We start from the raw sequence: 15,209 nt of genomic DNA, 5'->3' as shown, positions 1-15,209 counted from the left end.
CTGCCACTGCGTCGATAGGCCGAACCGCGCTTGCAAAGGCCGCTGCCCCTGCAATGCCAAACATTGCTGTCAAGAAGGATCGCCGATCCATAGAAAGCCTCCCAGTGTTACACAGACTCTAGTGGTACCAACTCTTAAGGCGCGCGGCCGGAAAAGGCAGGCCTCGCGCCGTTACAAATTGAGGATTCGCTAACCGCGGTGCGGCCCGTGAACCCTATCAGCACAGGAAAGGACGTAGCTGCGCCGATCTGCAAATATGTCAGCCAAGCGCGAATCCTATCAGAAAGGTGACGGCGGTCGCGAACAGCGGTGCGAGCAACCAGCGAGCCTGGCCTAACACTTCTATCCATCTGTTTTCTCCGAACTTTCCGGAGAAACAATAACCTTGGAAGCAAGCTGTTCCACGCTACATTATGGGTAAGACCATTGCGTTTTAGGCTCAGACTTAAGTCCTGCCCCCCGCCCGACCGAAGCCTCAACCCGGAACGTTTGACGTTGCCCCAAGTTCGGTTTGGAGGTCGGCTTGGACGATGTCGTGGTGCGCCGGCCGCAAGAGGAGAAAATCATGAGAATGCATCTTTCGGGCGCCGCTGCGGCGTTGTTGCTCTTCGCTGGTGTCGGCGCGGTCGCTGCTCAGGACGTGATCATCACGCCCGAACAGGATACGGTCATCCATATGTGAAGAAGCAGCCGTTGGCATCGGTGAAGGTTCCCGGCGTGGAACTCAATATCGGCACGCTGCCCGACACAGTCGAGTTGCATTAAGTGCCCAACGTCAAATACCGCTATGTCGTGATCGACAATCGGACGGTTCTCGTGGATCCAGGCACTCGCAAGATCATCAAGGTTTACGACTGACCAATCTTTCGGCTGAAGCCCGCCGCCACATGGGCGGCGGGCTCGTTGCATCGTCGGCCGCCTCATGCCCTTGGGCGCCGTCCCTGGGTTTCTTGGACGCATTTCCGCAGCCGGTCGGGCATTTCCCGGTTCAAGGCGATGAAGGCGCTGCCAACATAGCGCCGGTCCACTATGGTATTTGCTGTCGCGGCGCTTCGACACAATGCCTTCGAGGCCGGCCTGTTCGAAAAGTGATAAATCGACTTGGGCGACCGGCAGCGCCTCGCTGAACTGGATACGCCCGGGGTCGATCATGCTGGCCAGGATCTCGCGCCGCTCCTCCAGCGCCACGTCGCGCAGATCGTGGCCAATCAGGTGGAGCAGATCGAAGGCGACGAAATAGAGATCATGCTGCCGCACCTTGCGCAGTTCGCCGAAGTCCGACAGTCCCGCCTCGTTCAGCACGATGATCTTGCCGGTCGACGATAGCGCTTTCGGCGCCAAGGCACTCTTGGCCTCCGTCCCTAAGTCGCGATATTTCGCCGTCCAGTCGTGGCCCGTGCGTGGGAAAATCGGGTGCCGTCTTCATCGATAATGAGCTGCGAACGGTACCCGTCAAACTTCACCTCGTGAATCCAACCCGCGCCCTCGGGGAGGCTTCTCAACCAAGGTCGGCATCAAAGGGCGCGACGAACTTCAAACGCATGCACCAATCGCCGCGATCGAGAGACTGCAGCTGCAGACGACGTTGAAGCCGCCGGCTCCGAATATTAAAGCGTAGCTCAGGATCTAATTTCAATCGACGTCGTAGGAAACTGCGATGAGCGCAAGAGAAAAGCCTCAAATTGACAACTTCCAGGAATCAGCCCGCGAACGCGAAACCGACCAGTCAGAGCAAGCTTTTGACCACGTGTTGAAGAAGGTGATTAGGGAAGCCCACCCAAGAGAGGGTGCCTCTCCGATACCGACCAAGAAGGCGGCGAAGGCGCCACCGCCAAAAGATGAGAAGGCTAGGCCGACCAAGTGACCGCCACTGCGCCATGGCGGGTTTTGCTTACGGCGATTTCGTTCAAGCCCTCCCAGGGGAGCCGGCTTGCATTTTCCGCCTTCAAACCTTGCAAGTGCGCCGCAGTTCGGCGGCTTCAGCCACAAGATTCCGAAGGTGGTTCTCGATCAGGATCAGGGTTGCCAAGGTTCCGCAGACGGCAGCCGCCACCAGAAACCCCATAAGCAGACCGACTACAATCCCGACGAATCCGACTCGCCCCTTGTTCGTGAAGCTTGTTCCAGCCGGCCGCACCGCCGCCAAGCGTTATGATTACCGCCATCCCCGCGTTGAGTGTGGCAAGCATATCGATAGTGCGCGTGTCATGTTAAATCCCTTATGTCTGCAGGGTCAGTTTATCGCGCCAGATGGAAGCCCGCCAGCGAGCCCGAAACTTGGCGGATGGTTGCGGCTGTCAAGCAGTCCCCTCCAGGGAGCCAGTTTGCATCCTCATATCTGCTTGACATGCCACAGGTTCCCAAAAAGGGATTGAACGATCCCGATTTCTGGCTCCACGTCGCAATCGATAGGTGGGAGTGGGACTATCGGCTCGGAGCTGCTCTTAAGCTCGGACGCCGAGAAGCAATTCCGGATCCAGTGAGCGAGACCCCGTCGCGATTGCTTGCCGTTATGGAACAACCCGGCCCGTCCACCGTTCGGGCCATTGGTAGCGAGGTGTCCACGCCTGTGCGTTCGAACGGCTGGAAGCGAAGCGCCGTTCGCCGCAAGAGCCGGCCAAGCTAAGCACATCAACACGAGAGGAGGTTACGATGCCCAACACTGCCGATATACTTGTCGACACGCTGATCGCATGGGATGTGCGCGTGATCTTCGGTCTTCCAGGAGACGGCATCAACGGGATCATGGAGGCGCTGCGCACCAGACAGGACAAAATCCGTTTTGTTCAGGTGCGGCACGAGGAGTCGGCGGCGTTCATGGCGACGGCCTATGCAAAATGGACCGGCAAGCTCGGTGTCTGTCTCGCCACTTCCGGACCGGGCGGCACCCATCTGCTGACCGGCCTCTACGACGCCAAGCTCGATCAGGTGCCGGTCCTCGCCGTAACCGGAATGCAGTTCCATGACCTGATCGAGACCTTCACGCAGCAGGATGTCGATCTGACCCGCGTCTTCAACGACGTCAGCGTCTTCAACGCTCATGTCGCCGATGCGGCGCACATGGAAAACGTTGCCGGCCTGGCCTGCCGCTCCGCGCTTGCCGGGCGCGGCGTTTCTCATCTTTCGATAGCGAGCGACGTGCAGGAACAGACATCGGCGAAGCGCTCACCGCGCAATCTTCCAAGGCACACGCCTAACCGGTGGTTCGAAGGCAGCAAGCAACCCGAAGAAGCCCAACTCGATCTCGCGGCAAACATTCTCAATGCAGCCTCGAAAGTGGCGATCCTTGCCGGGCGTGGCGCTCTCAATGCCAAGGCGGAACTCGAGAAAACCGCGAAGCTGCTCGCTGCGCCCGTTGCCAAGGCCCTCCTGGGCAAAGCCGTGCTGCCAGACGAACATCCGAACGTCGTCGGCGGCATCGGAATATTGGGTACGCTGGCCTCCCAGGAAATAATGGAGCAATGCGAGGCGCTGCTGATCGTCGGCTCGACCTTTCCCTACATTGAATATTACCCTAAGCCAGGCAAAGCGCGCGGGGTTCAGGTCGACCGAAATGCACAGCGCATAGGTCTGCGCCATCCCGTCGAGGCTGGCCTCGTCGGCGATGCAGCCGTCACGCTGCAATTGCTCAATGAAAGGTTGACGCAGAAAACGGACAGGTCATTTCTCGAACAGGCGCAGCAAAGTGTACGGCGCTGGCGCGGCATGATGGCCGAAGCAGAAAGCAAGGACGACGTACCGCTCAAGCCGCAACGCGTGGTGAAGGCCTTCGGCGACCGCATGCCAGCAAACGCCATCCTTGCCACCGACTCGGGCCAGAATACCGAACTTGCCGCCCGCCACATCGATATCAAGGCGGGTCAGGACTTCGCCGTCTCCGGCTCGCTGGCATCCATGGCCTGCGGATTGCCATATGCGATCGCGGCCGGCATTGCCTTTCCGGGCCGACCGGTTTTCGCAGTGGTTGGCGACGGCGGCCTCGCCATGCAGCTTGGCGAATTTTCGACGGCGGTGCGCTACAAGATTCCGCTCAAGCTTCTGGTGATCAAGAATAATATGCTCAACCAGATCGCGTGGGAACAGATGATGTTTCTCGGCAACCCGCAATTTGCCTGCGAACTGCAGCCAATCGATTTCGCCATGGCCGCACAGGCGATGGGTGGGATCGGCTACAGCGTTACCCGGCCCGAGGATGTTGAGGGAGTTCTGGACGCAGCTTTCGCAGCCGAAGGTCCGGTGATCATTGAGGCGGTCGTTGACGCCTATGAGCCCATGCTGCCGCCGCGCATGCCAGAGGAGTACCGCAAGAACATGCGCACCGCGCTGAAAGAAACACCGGGTCGACAGGAGATAGAAACAAACCTCGCCCAGGAGCCTCTGAAGACGATGATGGGCTGACCGAATGGACGCACGTCACCGCTCATTTCCGACGTGGGCGCATCGCCCGACGGCCGCCGCTAACAGCCTGACGTCTTTTGGACGCTCGGCGACCGGTGGGCGCGAACCATAACCCTTCCAGCGCGTTTTCCTCCGTGTCTGCTAACGGCGTTCAAAAGGTTCTGGTTCTCGATGAAAACGTCCGGTCAACAACCTAACGCACCTTTGCCGCGCAAAGGCATGCCAAGTCCCAAGCTAGAAGAAGAAGAATTCAAAACACGATATCTGGGCCAGTTTGAAGATCCGGCATTTCGCGGCCTCGACCCCGAATTGTCTAAGATTGCCGAAGTCGCGTGGCAGGCTTATGCCGAGTCCCGTAAGAGCCCAATCACCAGGAAAGCCGGAAAGGGATTTACCGATCCTGACTACGAGCTTTCGGTAGACTGGTTAGCGGCGCGCGATGCCATTCAAGCCGCGCAGGCAAGTCATGACGCCCCTTCCAAAAAGCCTCTGATATTGCTGATCAATGCGTCCTCGCGCAGCGAGCATACCTGTCCTGGGGAAATGTCGAAGAGCTACCGGCTGGTCGAACTGTCCCGGGACGCGATCCTGAGCGAAGGCGATTTCGAAATTGAGATATTGGACCTATCCCGCCTCGCTTCGGAATACGGGCGCAAGATCCATCCCTGTAAGGCATGTTTCTCGACTGCGGCTCCGCTGTGCCATTGGCCGTGTTCTTGCTATCCAAACCACTCACTCGGTCAAACGCAGGACTGGATGGCTGAAATCTATCCGATGTGGGTTGCGGCGCATGGGATCATGATCGTCACTCCGGTCAATTGGTATCAAGTAACCTCCCCCCTGAAGCTGATGATGGATCGCCTGGTCTGCGCGGACGGGGGAAATCCGGACCCGACAGCCACCCACGGCAAACACGCAGATGAAGCGAAGGCGATCGAAATGGCCGGGTGGAACTATCCGCGCCACCTGCAAGGCCGATTCTTCTCTGTGGTCGTTCATGGTGACGTCGATGGTGTGGAGAATGTCCGACATTCGATATCGGATTGGTTGCGATTCATGAAACTGGCGCCGGCCGGTCCACTGGCAGAGGTTGACCGCTATATTGGCTATTGGAAGCCCTACGCCACGAGCCATCTTGAGCTGGACGCGGACAAAGACATTCAAGACGAGGTCCGAAATGCTGCAAGAACGCTGGCTCAGGCCGTCAACGCCCAGCGCCAAGGCAGTCTTTTCATAGCTGGCAGCGATTTCGCGGAGCCGAGAGAAAAATAGTTGGCCAATCCGGTAGCTTTTGCAGGGGTGGCTCAAAGCAAATGAATTGCTTGAAATGAATTAGCGCCTTGTTGAAGATCCCGATTTGGCGCGGCGCGCCTTGTAGGGAATCAGTCTCCACCCGTTGGCGTGAAGGCCGCGAACAAATTCCTCCAGGTAAGGGAGCAACTCGAACAAAAGAACGAGGATCATAATCGTCGCAATATAACTCACGGGCAGTGGCTCGGGTTTCCAGGCAAACTCGAACCGAGCAGGTTCTTCTCCGAAACCGAACAACGCCCGAAATTGCCCCCAGTGAAGCGAGACCACGCTGACAATTCCAATCAGCGGAATCATCTCCAGAAAGCTGTGCACGTGCTGCTCAACGGGCGAAACGGTTCGGGCCGTGGTCGCATAACTGACGTCCCACATGGCCGTTGCCTCATGCGCAACGAAAGCCGCCAGCATCGTTGCGATAATCAACGCATTGACTTCCAGAAACATCGCCGCCAGCAACGGTATACCGACTTCGACAAACATCAGCAGATGAATGAGCGATTCCTTGGCACCGGTGGTCGATTCGATGTGCGAGGCGCGGTGGCACAGCCAATCGGCAAACCCTGCGATGAGCCATAGCGGCAGCACGAAATACATCAGAATCAGCACGGTCGGATCAGACAGCATCCTTGAATCTCCGGAACAGCCGAGTTCACCCCGTTGTGAGCCAACTCAAAGGGGAGTGACGACCATGACAGGCGGGCTTCTCTTGCGCCGGCGAACTAACGCCAGCGAGGATAACCTGTTCCGTCTTGTTGCGTGTCCTCTCGGCGCTTCTCAATTTCGTATGTCAGCCAACGGCAGAACATCCCAACAATGGATGACGCGCCGCCGCCGAGCAAACAGGCAGTAAGCACAGGACTGTTTGAAGCGCTCGACCAACTTACGATGGCTAGCAGAATCACGCTCACCGTTGAGATCAAATAGCCCACGCCTTTCAGTACGTGCAGGGCAGCCTTTGTCATGCCTAACCTCCTCAACAGCCTCAAGTCCTCGGAACATTCTTCGCGTTCTGAAGTTCCATCGCGTGCCAAGTCGGCGACACAAGGCGGTGGTTGCTTCCCCTCGAGCGTTGCAATCGAACCGAAAGAGAGAGGCTCTTGATGCCTAATTATCTAAAGCTACCAACAACCACGAAGGGCCTCATCAGAGTGGTAATCGAAAGTCCGCGTGGCGCGACGGCGAAATTGGCTTTCGAGCCGGAAGGGCAGGTTTTCGGCTACGTCCGTCCTCTGCCGGTTGGAATGATCTACCCCTACGACTGGGGCTTCATCCCCTCAACGTTAGGTGAAGATGGAGATCCTCTCGATGGGCTTGTCATTCATCAGGCCGCTACTGCCCCTGGCGTGGTCATCAAATGCAATTTGCTTGGCGCATTGCGCGTCAAGCAGAAGGACGTGGGCGGCGAGGTGTTGCGCAACGATCGCTATATCTTCTGTCCCCACAGGGCGGATGCTACTGACGAAGCGGTCGCGGCGGATCATGTTCCCGACAAACTGCGGCGCGAAATCGAATGGTTCTTTCTGTCGTCGGCGCTTGGGACGGGCAAGACTGTCAAGTTCGAGGGATGGCAGAATGCCGACGAAGCTCGCAGGGCCATCAAGAAAGGTATGAAGGCCTTTGCCGCTCGAGATTGAGAAGGACAGCTATCATTCACGAAATTGACGGGGCCTGATTTTGGACGGACCGCTCATGCTTTTGTCGCCGAGCTGGTCCGCCGCAGCGGCGCCCTATGAACGTGACAAGCCCGGCCTCGTTGAGTGGGCCACCGTCAAAAACGGACCTGATGCTCGCCCATCGGAACATCGGAAGTTTTCGAGCATTGCTAAGTGGACGCCATCGCAACTCACAGCCTTCAAATGCCATCCACGATAGCAGATGCCTGGAATTTGGCCCGAGAATGCATAGTTGGCTTTGTCAACGACAATGCCCTTAGTCATGGCGCTGCAATGGCTTTTTACGCCACCACGTCGCTGGCTCCAATCCTGCTGATTGTGATCGCTATCGCAGGTCTCGCTTTCGGCCATGAGGCTGCACAACTAGCTTTGTCTGCGCAGATCTCGGGGCTGATGGGTCCAGAAAGCGCAGGTCTCCTTCAGACCGCGCTCGAGAGCGCATCTGGCAAGCCATCCGGGGCTTGGGCGGCGGTCATTGGCATGGTCACGTTGTTCGTGACCGCTTCCGGTGTATTTGGCGAAATGCAGCAGTCTTTGAACATAATATGGAGGGTCGAGCCGCAGGGCATGTCGTTGTCGCGTCTGGTACGAGCACGTGCGGCAAGTCTAGGTTTGGTCGCCGCACTTGGTTTTATGTTGCTCGTATCTCTTGTAGCGAGCGCAGCGATCTCGGCGCTGGGTAACATCATAAACGCTCAGCTGCCGTTCGGCACAATCGTCCTCGGGGTGATCAACGCCGTCGTTTCGTTCGTCCTGATCTCAGTGATGTTCGCTGCTATCTACAAAGTTTTGCCCGATCGAACCCTGGAATGGCGCGATGTCGGGATTGGTGCTGTAGTGACCGCCGCCTTGTTCACGCTCGGAAAGTCGCTGATTGGCTGGTATATCGGCACGAGCGCGATCGCGTCTTCGTACGGAGCCGCTGGTGGACTCCTCGTCATACTACTCTGGGTTTACTACTCGTCGCAAATTTTTCTGCTCGGTGCGGAGTTCACTCGCGCCTATTCTGTTCGTCACGGCAGTAGGTCCGATCTGGCTCCGGTGGCTCATAACGCTTTGCCCGCAAAAAACGTCGTGCCATTGCAGGCAGACCAAGACGTCAACGCTTCTGGCGTTGTCGCTCTGATAGCCATGGCGTGCGTGAGTGCATTGATGACCATTCTTATGCTGGGTCGCCGCCGCCAGTAAGATATGGAGCTGGTGCAGGCGCGAGAGCCGACGTCGGGGCAGGTTCTGCAGGCGCCGGAGCTTTTACGGCTGAAGGGGTTCTGCCGGCGCAGGGCGGCAACAGCCAGAATGATCGCGAGGGATCCGGCTGTCAAATGCGGCGCGATGCGAGGCAGGAGGCAGGCGCGGAGTAAACTTGCGCACGTCATCGGAGGGACAAGTTACGACAACGCGCGGCTTGCCGCCAGTCGAGTAAGTTCCGTGCCTGGACAGTCTCGCATCGTGGCCCCTCAGAAGAGCTGCCGCATCATGCACAGCGGTAGCTCTGGAACGAAAGCCTTCATGGAGAATTGTTACTTCGTCTCAGCACCTTAAAGGAGGTCGATATGGGCCGAGGTATTTTGCTATGGTTGCTCGGGGTTCCGATCCCAATCATCATTCTGATTATGCTTTTTGCGCGGTAGGGGGCGAAGATGGCAACCGTGCTTTCATCGACAGACATCACGCCGGTCTCTGAATCATCCTCATCGGCTGTCAGCTGGGGGCCGATCGTCGCGGGCGCATTCGCGGCCTCGACGCTGACGGTTATTCTGATGCTGGTCGGCTCCGGTCTAGGACTGACCATGGTTTCGCCTTGGACTGGATCGAGCGCTTCGACCACAACCTTCGCGGTTTCGGCGGCTGCCTGGCTTGTCATCGTTCAATGGCTATCAGCGGGCGTAGGCGGCTATCTCACCGGTCGGCTGCGCACCAAGTGGGTAAATGTCCACACCGACGAAGTCTATTTTCGTGACACTGCACACGGTTTTCTTGCGTGGGCGCTGGCAACGTTGCTTGTTGCCGGCGTGCTCGGCTCGGCTCTTGCAGCGGCGCTGGGCACGGGTGTGCAGGCTGCATCCTCAGTGGCGTCAGGCGCCGCGATGGGGGCAACGACGGCAGCTGCCAGTGCGGCCGCGACAGATGCCCCATCTTCTGGCACCTGGACCGGCTATTTTGTAGATTCTCTATTCCGGTCGGCGAACCCCGCCGCAGCGCCGGCCAATGAACAGAGCAGCCCCACCGCTACGGAACAAGCAACGCGCATCCTGTTAGCGGGGGCGGCAAATGGCGAAGTATCGCCTGAGGACAAGGCCTATCTGGCGCAACTCGTCGCCGCCCGCACAGGCCTGTCGGACGCCGATGCGAAGACCCGAGTGGATGCGGTGATCGCCAAAGTCGACGACGCCAAGGTCAAGGCCAAGCAGGCGGCCGATACAGCAAGGAAAGCCACTGCATCCTTCGCGCTTATAGGCGCATTGTCGATGGTTATCGGCGCCTTCATAGCGAGCGTTGCAGCAGCGTTCGGTGGCAAGCAGCGCGACGACGAGGAGGCTCTCATTCTGACCCGTTGAAGTTTGGATCGCATCGGCCGGCGGCAGGCTTGGCCTCACGGGTCAATTCACCGCCGGTCGAACCAATGAGATGATCCCAAGGAGCAATGAGGCGTCCTCACTGACGAGATCTTTGTCGAATTGACGGGCAATCGCGACCAGCTGCTGGGGCGTATCCCGGAGCGATATGGGACCGCCAAGCAAGAAAGCAGAGTGGCAAGTTGATCACCGGTGCAGAGGAATCTGAATCGTGAACGCGAGTCTCGGTCACTGCACAATCAGAGAATCTTGCTGGTGAGTTCCAAGACAATGAGCGAACCGTCGGGGGATTCACCTTCAGGTAAGTGCAACACCCGCGAAACGCGCAGATTGGCGGAGGCTCCGTGGAGCGACATCGAAATGCTCTCGCCGATACGTGGCACCACCTGAAATGTAATATTGTCGATGAATTGGCTATCGTCGACCGAAACGCGACACTGGACGGACATCAGAAGAACCTCCCAAAATGCACAGGGCCAACCGGGCGCGCGCGATCTGATTCATAACTGGGGCAACCTGCCCTTGGCCTGTTGGTCTCGCGCTATCGCGTGCCAAGCGCCTTTGCCTCGCGCTCAAGTGTTTCACGGTCGTTCCCATGCTTGGCAACAAGTTCGCGGACCTGCGGGATGGTGAGGCCGAACTTGCTGGCGACATAACCAACCTCATACTCCTCGTCGCCCGCCAGCCTGTCTCTGTCGCGAAAATCCCGCTTGCTCTTATCGTCGGCCATCTCGGCGTCTCCCTTGAAGGTTCTGTCCCCTCGATAAAGTTCCCGAACTCAACGCGCCGCCAGACCCTTAGTTGCTTCGCGGACTTGGTCGGCCGCTGGGAACTTCTGATACGACAAAGCCCGCATCGTTGCCGATGCGGGCTTTGACGGGTTAGCGCAAGATCATGCGCTGTTCGTCGCGTTTTTGCACATAGGTGCCTTTATCATAGGCCGCTTGAGCCTCGAGCTGCTCCTTGGTGAACGTCGTGTACAGGTAACGCCTGCCGTTCTTGTCGGTCATGAACTTGAGATTGTCCATGCCGACCGCTACCTCTTTCTCGCCGACACCGAGAAAACCACCGACGTCGATGATGACCGCATCGACCGTCTTGTCCCCATTCAGCACGACGTCGCCGATCTCGCCCACATTGACGTCGTTGGCGCCGTAGACGGTCGTTCCAACGAAATCTTCGACCCGAATCTCTCCTATCGGCGATTCGGTCAACGTCGATTTGTCGATAGACCCGGTTGTGGTCTGGTCGGCGGGCGCCGGCGCTTTCTGGGCGGAGTCGGTGGACGGCGCTGCCGGCACAGTAGCGGTGGGGGCCGGCGCAACTTCATTGGATGCGGTGGTCGCCGGCGCTGGATCATAGGCTTTGCGGTCGAAACTTGGCTGTGCCTCCAGCTCTTCCTTCGTGGTCTGTGCGACCACAAAGCGCGAGCCGTTCTTTTCAGCCCACTGCGCCTTCTCGAAATCGTAGGCGACGTCCTTTTCGCCAATCCCGAGGAAGCCACCGACTCCGAGAATGAGCGACTTCGCCTTGCCGTCCTTGGCTAGAACAATATCGTTCACATCGCCGATGTTCTGGGCGTCGTTGCTGGTTCCATTGTAGACTGTTTTCCCTGTGATGGCGGTTGCAAGAACTGGCATAGCCACCGGCACGCTCTGCGTCGTATCGGTCGACGTCGAAGGCGGAGTTTTATTCGCTGCAGCAGGCTCCAAAGCCACACGGTCGAAGTCTGGCTGGCCCTTCAGATCATCCTTGGTGGTCTGGGCGACGAGCCAACGATCGCCGTTCTTCTCGGCCCATTGAAGCTTGCCATAATCGAAAGCAACTTCCTTGGTGCCGAGCCCAAGGAAGCCGCCGACGCCAATAACGACGGATTTCGCCCGACCATTGGTGTCAAAGACAATATCGCTAACCTTGCCGATGTTTTCGGCATCATCGCCGGTTCCATTATAGACTGTTTCACCGATGATGTTGGTCACCAAACTGCCGTCAGTGCGCGTTACCTGCGAAGACGGCGCCTCCGTAGCGGGTGCCTGCGCGGGTTTCGGCGTCGTAGCCTGCTGCGCATAAACGCCCGTGGCGGTCAGCATCGCAAGCGCTGTCGTGGCTAAAAGATTGCGAAACATGTAAGTCTCTCCTTTTGCCTGACTAATGCACGCCGCTCGTCTCCGACGACATCAACGCGGCGTATGCTGCCTTCAAAACGTTGTCACCCGGGCTCTAGTTCCTGTGTCGCTGTGCGGTGACATGCAAAAGCGCGAGGTCTGCAGTACTCTGCGGGTGCAAGATCACGGAATGTGCACGCGCGGCAGGGGCCGCTGGCCCGGAACGACCTTCGATGCGGCACCTCTACAGCGTCGCTCGTGCGCGTCTCAACGTAGCGCATTTCGTCCTCATTTTTTCCATACTGACAGCAGCGGGCCTTTGCTTCCATAGACCGGATCCTTCCGTGGACGGCCAACTCTGGGAATCGTTCGCAATGCCCGCTCATGTTCCTGGGCTGTCGTGCATTCGTCATAAGTGCCCGATGCCGGATAGGCACCGACCACCAGGAAGTCATCACTCTCGTAGAGGCATTGGTGTCCGGTGCCCGCCGGAAGAACGGCCACGTCGCCAGCCTTCAAGGATAATATCCGGCCCCTTTTGCCTCCGAACCGAACCCTGCCGGTTCCGCGCGCAACCCCAAGCACCTCGTGTATGCGGGAATGGTAATGAAGGTAGTGATAGATGCCGTCACGCCAACTGTCACGCCAGCCATTCGCCTCGAAAAGCTCTTCCAGCACAGCCGCGACGTCGAATTGCTCCAGCGGCTTAACGGCGCCACGATAGACGACAAATGGCCAGAACGGATGGTTCGGCACGAGGCCATCGTCCTTGAACCGAAATTCGAGTGGTTTTTTCAACCTCACCAGTTCGGCGAGCTCTTGCGTTCTCGGTCGGCCAATACCCGTCGCCAGCTCGGCCGCCTTCTTCACGCTTTCAAGAATACCCACGGCTATCCTCGCGCTGGATTGTAGGAGCCAGACAGAGCAGTGAGGACTGCCTCCGCTCTGGTCTCGACAAATCTCAACCAGCGGCACCGCACTTTGTTCCTTTTGCCGGATGGCCTTGGTCCAAGTCGCGATGTCAGAAAAACGCTTCACTTTTCGGGAGCGACGATCATCCCGCCTCACGGTTAACATGTCCCGCAATCGAATTTCGTTCCACGAGGTGGCCGCCAGCATACGTGCTGAAGGTTTCGTGGTTTGCGCCAAGCGCCTTGAGGTTGCCAGCTGGCAAGGCGCGGTCGGGTGCCCGCCTGCATTGTGCGTGGCTAGATCATTGGTGGGAAATCCAACGGCTACACAAACCGCCAACATGCAATTTTGCTAAAATACCCGGAACCTATTGCTGCTCCGCGCCTTGAATCGCCGTTCGGAGGGTGCATGAGTAAGACCGCGGACGGGCTCTCTTTCGTTGAGTTTCAATCGCCGACGCTTGCCGCGAACGCGCCCGAAGGCAGCCAATGGCTTCACGAAATCAAGTATGACGGATACCGCACCGAGCTGATCATTGAGAACCGCACAGCGCGAGCCTTCACGCGGCGCGGCTACGACTGGTCGCGTCGATACAGACGAATTGTTCAAGCGGCGGCGGGTTTGCCGGTGAAGGCGGCGATCATCGACGGCGAGGCTGTCGTTCTCGGCGACACCGGCCTGCCGGATTACCAAGCCCTGGAACGGGAGCTGGGCAATCCCAATTCGCCCAGGCTCATCTTCTACGCGTTCGACCTGCTGCACCTCAACGGGCGCGATCTCCGACAGCAGCCACTGGTGAAGCGCAAGGCGGCCCTGGAGAAGCTGCTGGAGAACGCTGCGCCGACACTGACCTACGCCGAGCATCTGGAGGTGAGCGGCACGGACGTGTTTGAACATGCTTGCCGGATGGGGCTGGAGGGGATTGTCTCCAAGCGCACCGATGCTGCCTACCGCTCAGGCGTCCAGACCAGCTGGCTCAAAGTGAAGTGCACTAAGAGCGACACCTTCCCCATCATCGCTTTCGTCGAAAAGCTGGGCGCTCACCCGCGCCGGATCGCATCGCTCTACATAGGCCGTCGCGAGGGCGACCGACTGCTCTATGCCGGGAAGGCCCGGAGCGGCTTCACGCTCAGCGCGGCAAAACGTGTTCGCGAGCGGCTTGATGCGCTGATCATCAGCAAGTCGCCTCTGTCAGAGCCCATCGTGAAGCCCAAGGCGACGTGGGTCAGACCCGACCTTCTGGCTGAAGTTGAATTCAGCGGCATCACTGATCGCGGCTTGCTGCGCGAGGCAGTGTTCAAGGGGCTGCGAGAAGACCTCGTGCCGATCCCGGCCAAGCCTCCAGCCCCATCAAAGCGACGCGGGCCAGCCCGAGAACATGGTTTTTCCAGCGAGAACATCCTGCAACTTCTGCCCGATGCGGTCTCGCCCTCCAAGGAAGAGCTTGCGCGCTATTGGAAGAGGGTTGGTGATCACGCCCTCGTCCATCTCGGGTGTCGACCGCTGAAGCTGGTCCGCCATGCTCATGGCGCAACCTTTTACCACAAGGGTGGGCTGCCGGAGATCCCAGCAGCCGTGCATCAGTTGTGCATTCAAAAGCGCGAGGGTGGCGAAGGTGTGCGCGTGTGGGTGGACGACCTTGCCGGCTTGCTGGGGTTGGTGGAGATGGATGCTGTAGAACTGCACCCCTGGAACGCCACTGTTGACGATATCGAACATGCCGATCGCATTGTTCTGGACCTGGATCCCGGCGAGGGCGTCGAGTGGGGTGACGTGATCGAGACCGCCCTGGCGCTTCGCGATTTCCTGGAAGCGGCAGGGCTGGAGAGCTGGCCAAAGCTGACCGGCGGCAAGGGCATTCACTTGATGGCCCCACTCGAGACGAAGATCACACACGACGACGCCCGGTTCCTTGCCCGGTCCTTCGCCAAGCGGCTTGCTGAAGCGCATTCTGATCGTTATCTGCTGTCTGCCGCGCCGGCAGCTCGAAGGGGCCGCCTCTTCATGGCCGATCTTCGCCATGGGCGCGGCAACACTGCGGTCGGCGCCTTCTCCCCACGGGCGCGACCCGGTTTCCCAATCGCGCATCCGGTGACCTGGAGCCAGGTTGAGGCTGCCATCCGTCCAGATGCCTTCACCGTCGACCGTCCGTTCAGGGCAGCCGCCAGAAAAGCAGCATGAGCATGAAGGGTATGAGACGAGGTTCCCTCAGGGAATTTATTCGCGCTTTGGCG

The 15,209-nt window shown here is 58.6% G+C and carries 14 protein-coding genes and 2 pseudogenes; 9 read left to right on the top strand and 7 right to left on the bottom strand.

The features are described from left to right. The first annotated feature begins 565 nt into the window (after window positions 1–565). Window positions 566–858, top strand: a pseudogene (locus NKJ06_RS02400) (DUF1236 domain-containing protein). A gap of 225 nt (window positions 859–1,083) precedes the next feature. On the opposite strand, the pseudogene NKJ06_RS02395 reads toward NKJ06_RS02400, so the two are convergent. Continuing rightward, window positions 1,084–1,410 (bottom strand): annotated as a pseudogene (locus tag NKJ06_RS02395) (ATP-dependent DNA ligase); the annotation flags it as partial. A gap of 247 nt (window positions 1,411–1,657) precedes the next feature. Between NKJ06_RS02395 and NKJ06_RS02390 the strand changes: the two are divergent. The 4 genes from NKJ06_RS02390 to NKJ06_RS02375 all read left to right on the top strand — a co-directional run bounded on the left by NKJ06_RS02390 (window position 1,658) and on the right by NKJ06_RS02375 (window position 5,670). Further along, window positions 1,658–1,864 (top strand): DNA-binding protein, encoded by a 207-nt coding sequence (locus NKJ06_RS02390; RefSeq protein ID WP_352808867.1) that lies wholly within the window; start codon window positions 1,658–1,660, stop codon window positions 1,862–1,864. A 66-nt stretch (window positions 1,865–1,930) separates the two neighbouring features. Next, complete coding sequence (locus tag NKJ06_RS02385; protein ID WP_352808865.1) at window positions 1,931–2,155, top strand: hypothetical protein; 225 nt, start codon at window positions 1,931–1,933, stop codon at window positions 2,153–2,155. Between the two features lie 497 nt (window positions 2,156–2,652). Continuing rightward, the gene (locus NKJ06_RS02380) at window positions 2,653–4,398 is read left to right on the top strand and encodes a thiamine pyrophosphate-dependent enzyme (RefSeq protein ID WP_352808863.1); all 1,746 of its coding nucleotides are present in this window, start codon (window positions 2,653–2,655) and stop codon (window positions 4,396–4,398) included. 171 nt (window positions 4,399–4,569) lie between these two features. After that, the gene (locus tag NKJ06_RS02375) at window positions 4,570–5,670 is read left to right on the top strand and encodes a flavodoxin family protein (protein WP_352808861.1); all 1,101 of its coding nucleotides are present in this window, start codon (window positions 4,570–4,572) and stop codon (window positions 5,668–5,670) included. Window positions 5,671–5,730: 60 nt separating this feature from the next. On the opposite strand, the gene NKJ06_RS02370 is transcribed toward NKJ06_RS02375, so the two are convergent. Then, window positions 5,731–6,333 carry a diguanylate cyclase gene (locus tag NKJ06_RS02370; protein WP_352627350.1) on the bottom strand — a complete coding sequence of 201 codons (603 nt, stop codon included), beginning with the start codon at window positions 6,331–6,333 and terminating at the stop codon, window positions 5,731–5,733. 95 nt (window positions 6,334–6,428) lie between these two features. After that, window positions 6,429–6,671 carry a hypothetical protein gene (locus NKJ06_RS02365; protein ID WP_352627349.1) on the bottom strand — a complete coding sequence of 81 codons (243 nt, stop codon included), beginning with the start codon at window positions 6,669–6,671 and terminating at the stop codon, window positions 6,429–6,431. Window positions 6,672–6,809: 138 nt separating this feature from the next. Here NKJ06_RS02365 and NKJ06_RS02360 point away from each other — a divergent pair, with 138 nt between their 5' ends. The 3 genes from NKJ06_RS02360 (at window position 6,810) to NKJ06_RS02350 (ending at window position 9,940) form a co-directional block, all read left to right on the top strand. After that, a complete protein-coding gene (locus tag NKJ06_RS02360) occupies window positions 6,810–7,343 on the top strand; it encodes an inorganic diphosphatase (RefSeq protein WP_352627347.1) in 534 nt (177 codons plus the stop codon). Window positions 7,344–7,535: 192 nt separating this feature from the next. Further along, window positions 7,536–8,570, top strand: coding sequence for a YihY/virulence factor BrkB family protein (locus NKJ06_RS02355; RefSeq protein ID WP_502905583.1), 1,035 nt, complete (start codon window positions 7,536–7,538; stop codon window positions 8,568–8,570). Window positions 8,571–9,022: 452 nt separating this feature from the next. Beyond that, window positions 9,023–9,940, top strand: a complete 918-nt coding sequence (locus tag NKJ06_RS02350; RefSeq protein ID WP_352808857.1) for a hypothetical protein — start codon at window positions 9,023–9,025, stop codon at window positions 9,938–9,940. 257 nt (window positions 9,941–10,197) lie between these two features. On the opposite strand, the gene NKJ06_RS02340 is transcribed toward NKJ06_RS02350, so the two are convergent. The 4 genes from NKJ06_RS02340 to NKJ06_RS02325 all read right to left on the bottom strand — a co-directional run bounded on the left by NKJ06_RS02340 (window position 10,198) and on the right by NKJ06_RS02325 (window position 12,951). Then, entirely contained in the window at window positions 10,198–10,407 is a 210-nt protein-coding gene (locus NKJ06_RS02340; RefSeq protein WP_352627344.1) for a hypothetical protein, read from the bottom strand. Window positions 10,408–10,499: 92 nt separating this feature from the next. Further along, window positions 10,500–10,688, bottom strand: coding sequence for a DUF3606 domain-containing protein (locus NKJ06_RS02335; protein WP_352627342.1), 189 nt, complete (start codon window positions 10,686–10,688; stop codon window positions 10,500–10,502). Window positions 10,689–10,839: 151 nt separating this feature from the next. Beyond that, the gene (locus NKJ06_RS02330) at window positions 10,840–12,084 is read right to left on the bottom strand and encodes a PRC-barrel domain-containing protein (RefSeq protein WP_352808854.1); all 1,245 of its coding nucleotides are present in this window, start codon (window positions 12,082–12,084) and stop codon (window positions 10,840–10,842) included. Between the two features lie 267 nt (window positions 12,085–12,351). Then, window positions 12,352–12,951 carry a cupin domain-containing protein gene (locus NKJ06_RS02325; protein WP_352808852.1) on the bottom strand — a complete coding sequence of 200 codons (600 nt, stop codon included), beginning with the start codon at window positions 12,949–12,951 and terminating at the stop codon, window positions 12,352–12,354. A gap of 432 nt (window positions 12,952–13,383) precedes the next feature. Here NKJ06_RS02325 and ligD point away from each other — a divergent pair, with 432 nt between their 5' ends. Then, the gene (gene ligD, locus NKJ06_RS02320) at window positions 13,384–15,156 is read left to right on the top strand and encodes a DNA ligase D (protein ID WP_352808850.1); all 1,773 of its coding nucleotides are present in this window, start codon (window positions 13,384–13,386) and stop codon (window positions 15,154–15,156) included. Window positions 15,157–15,209 lie beyond the last annotated feature (53 nt).

This window comes from Mesorhizobium sp. M0293 (genome assembly GCF_040321735.1).
In the GTDB taxonomy this organism is placed as follows: domain Bacteria; phylum Pseudomonadota; class Alphaproteobacteria; order Rhizobiales; family Rhizobiaceae; genus Mesorhizobium.
Note: the sequence above shows the minus strand (reverse complement) of the source record. Positions and strands in the feature narration are given on the sequence as shown.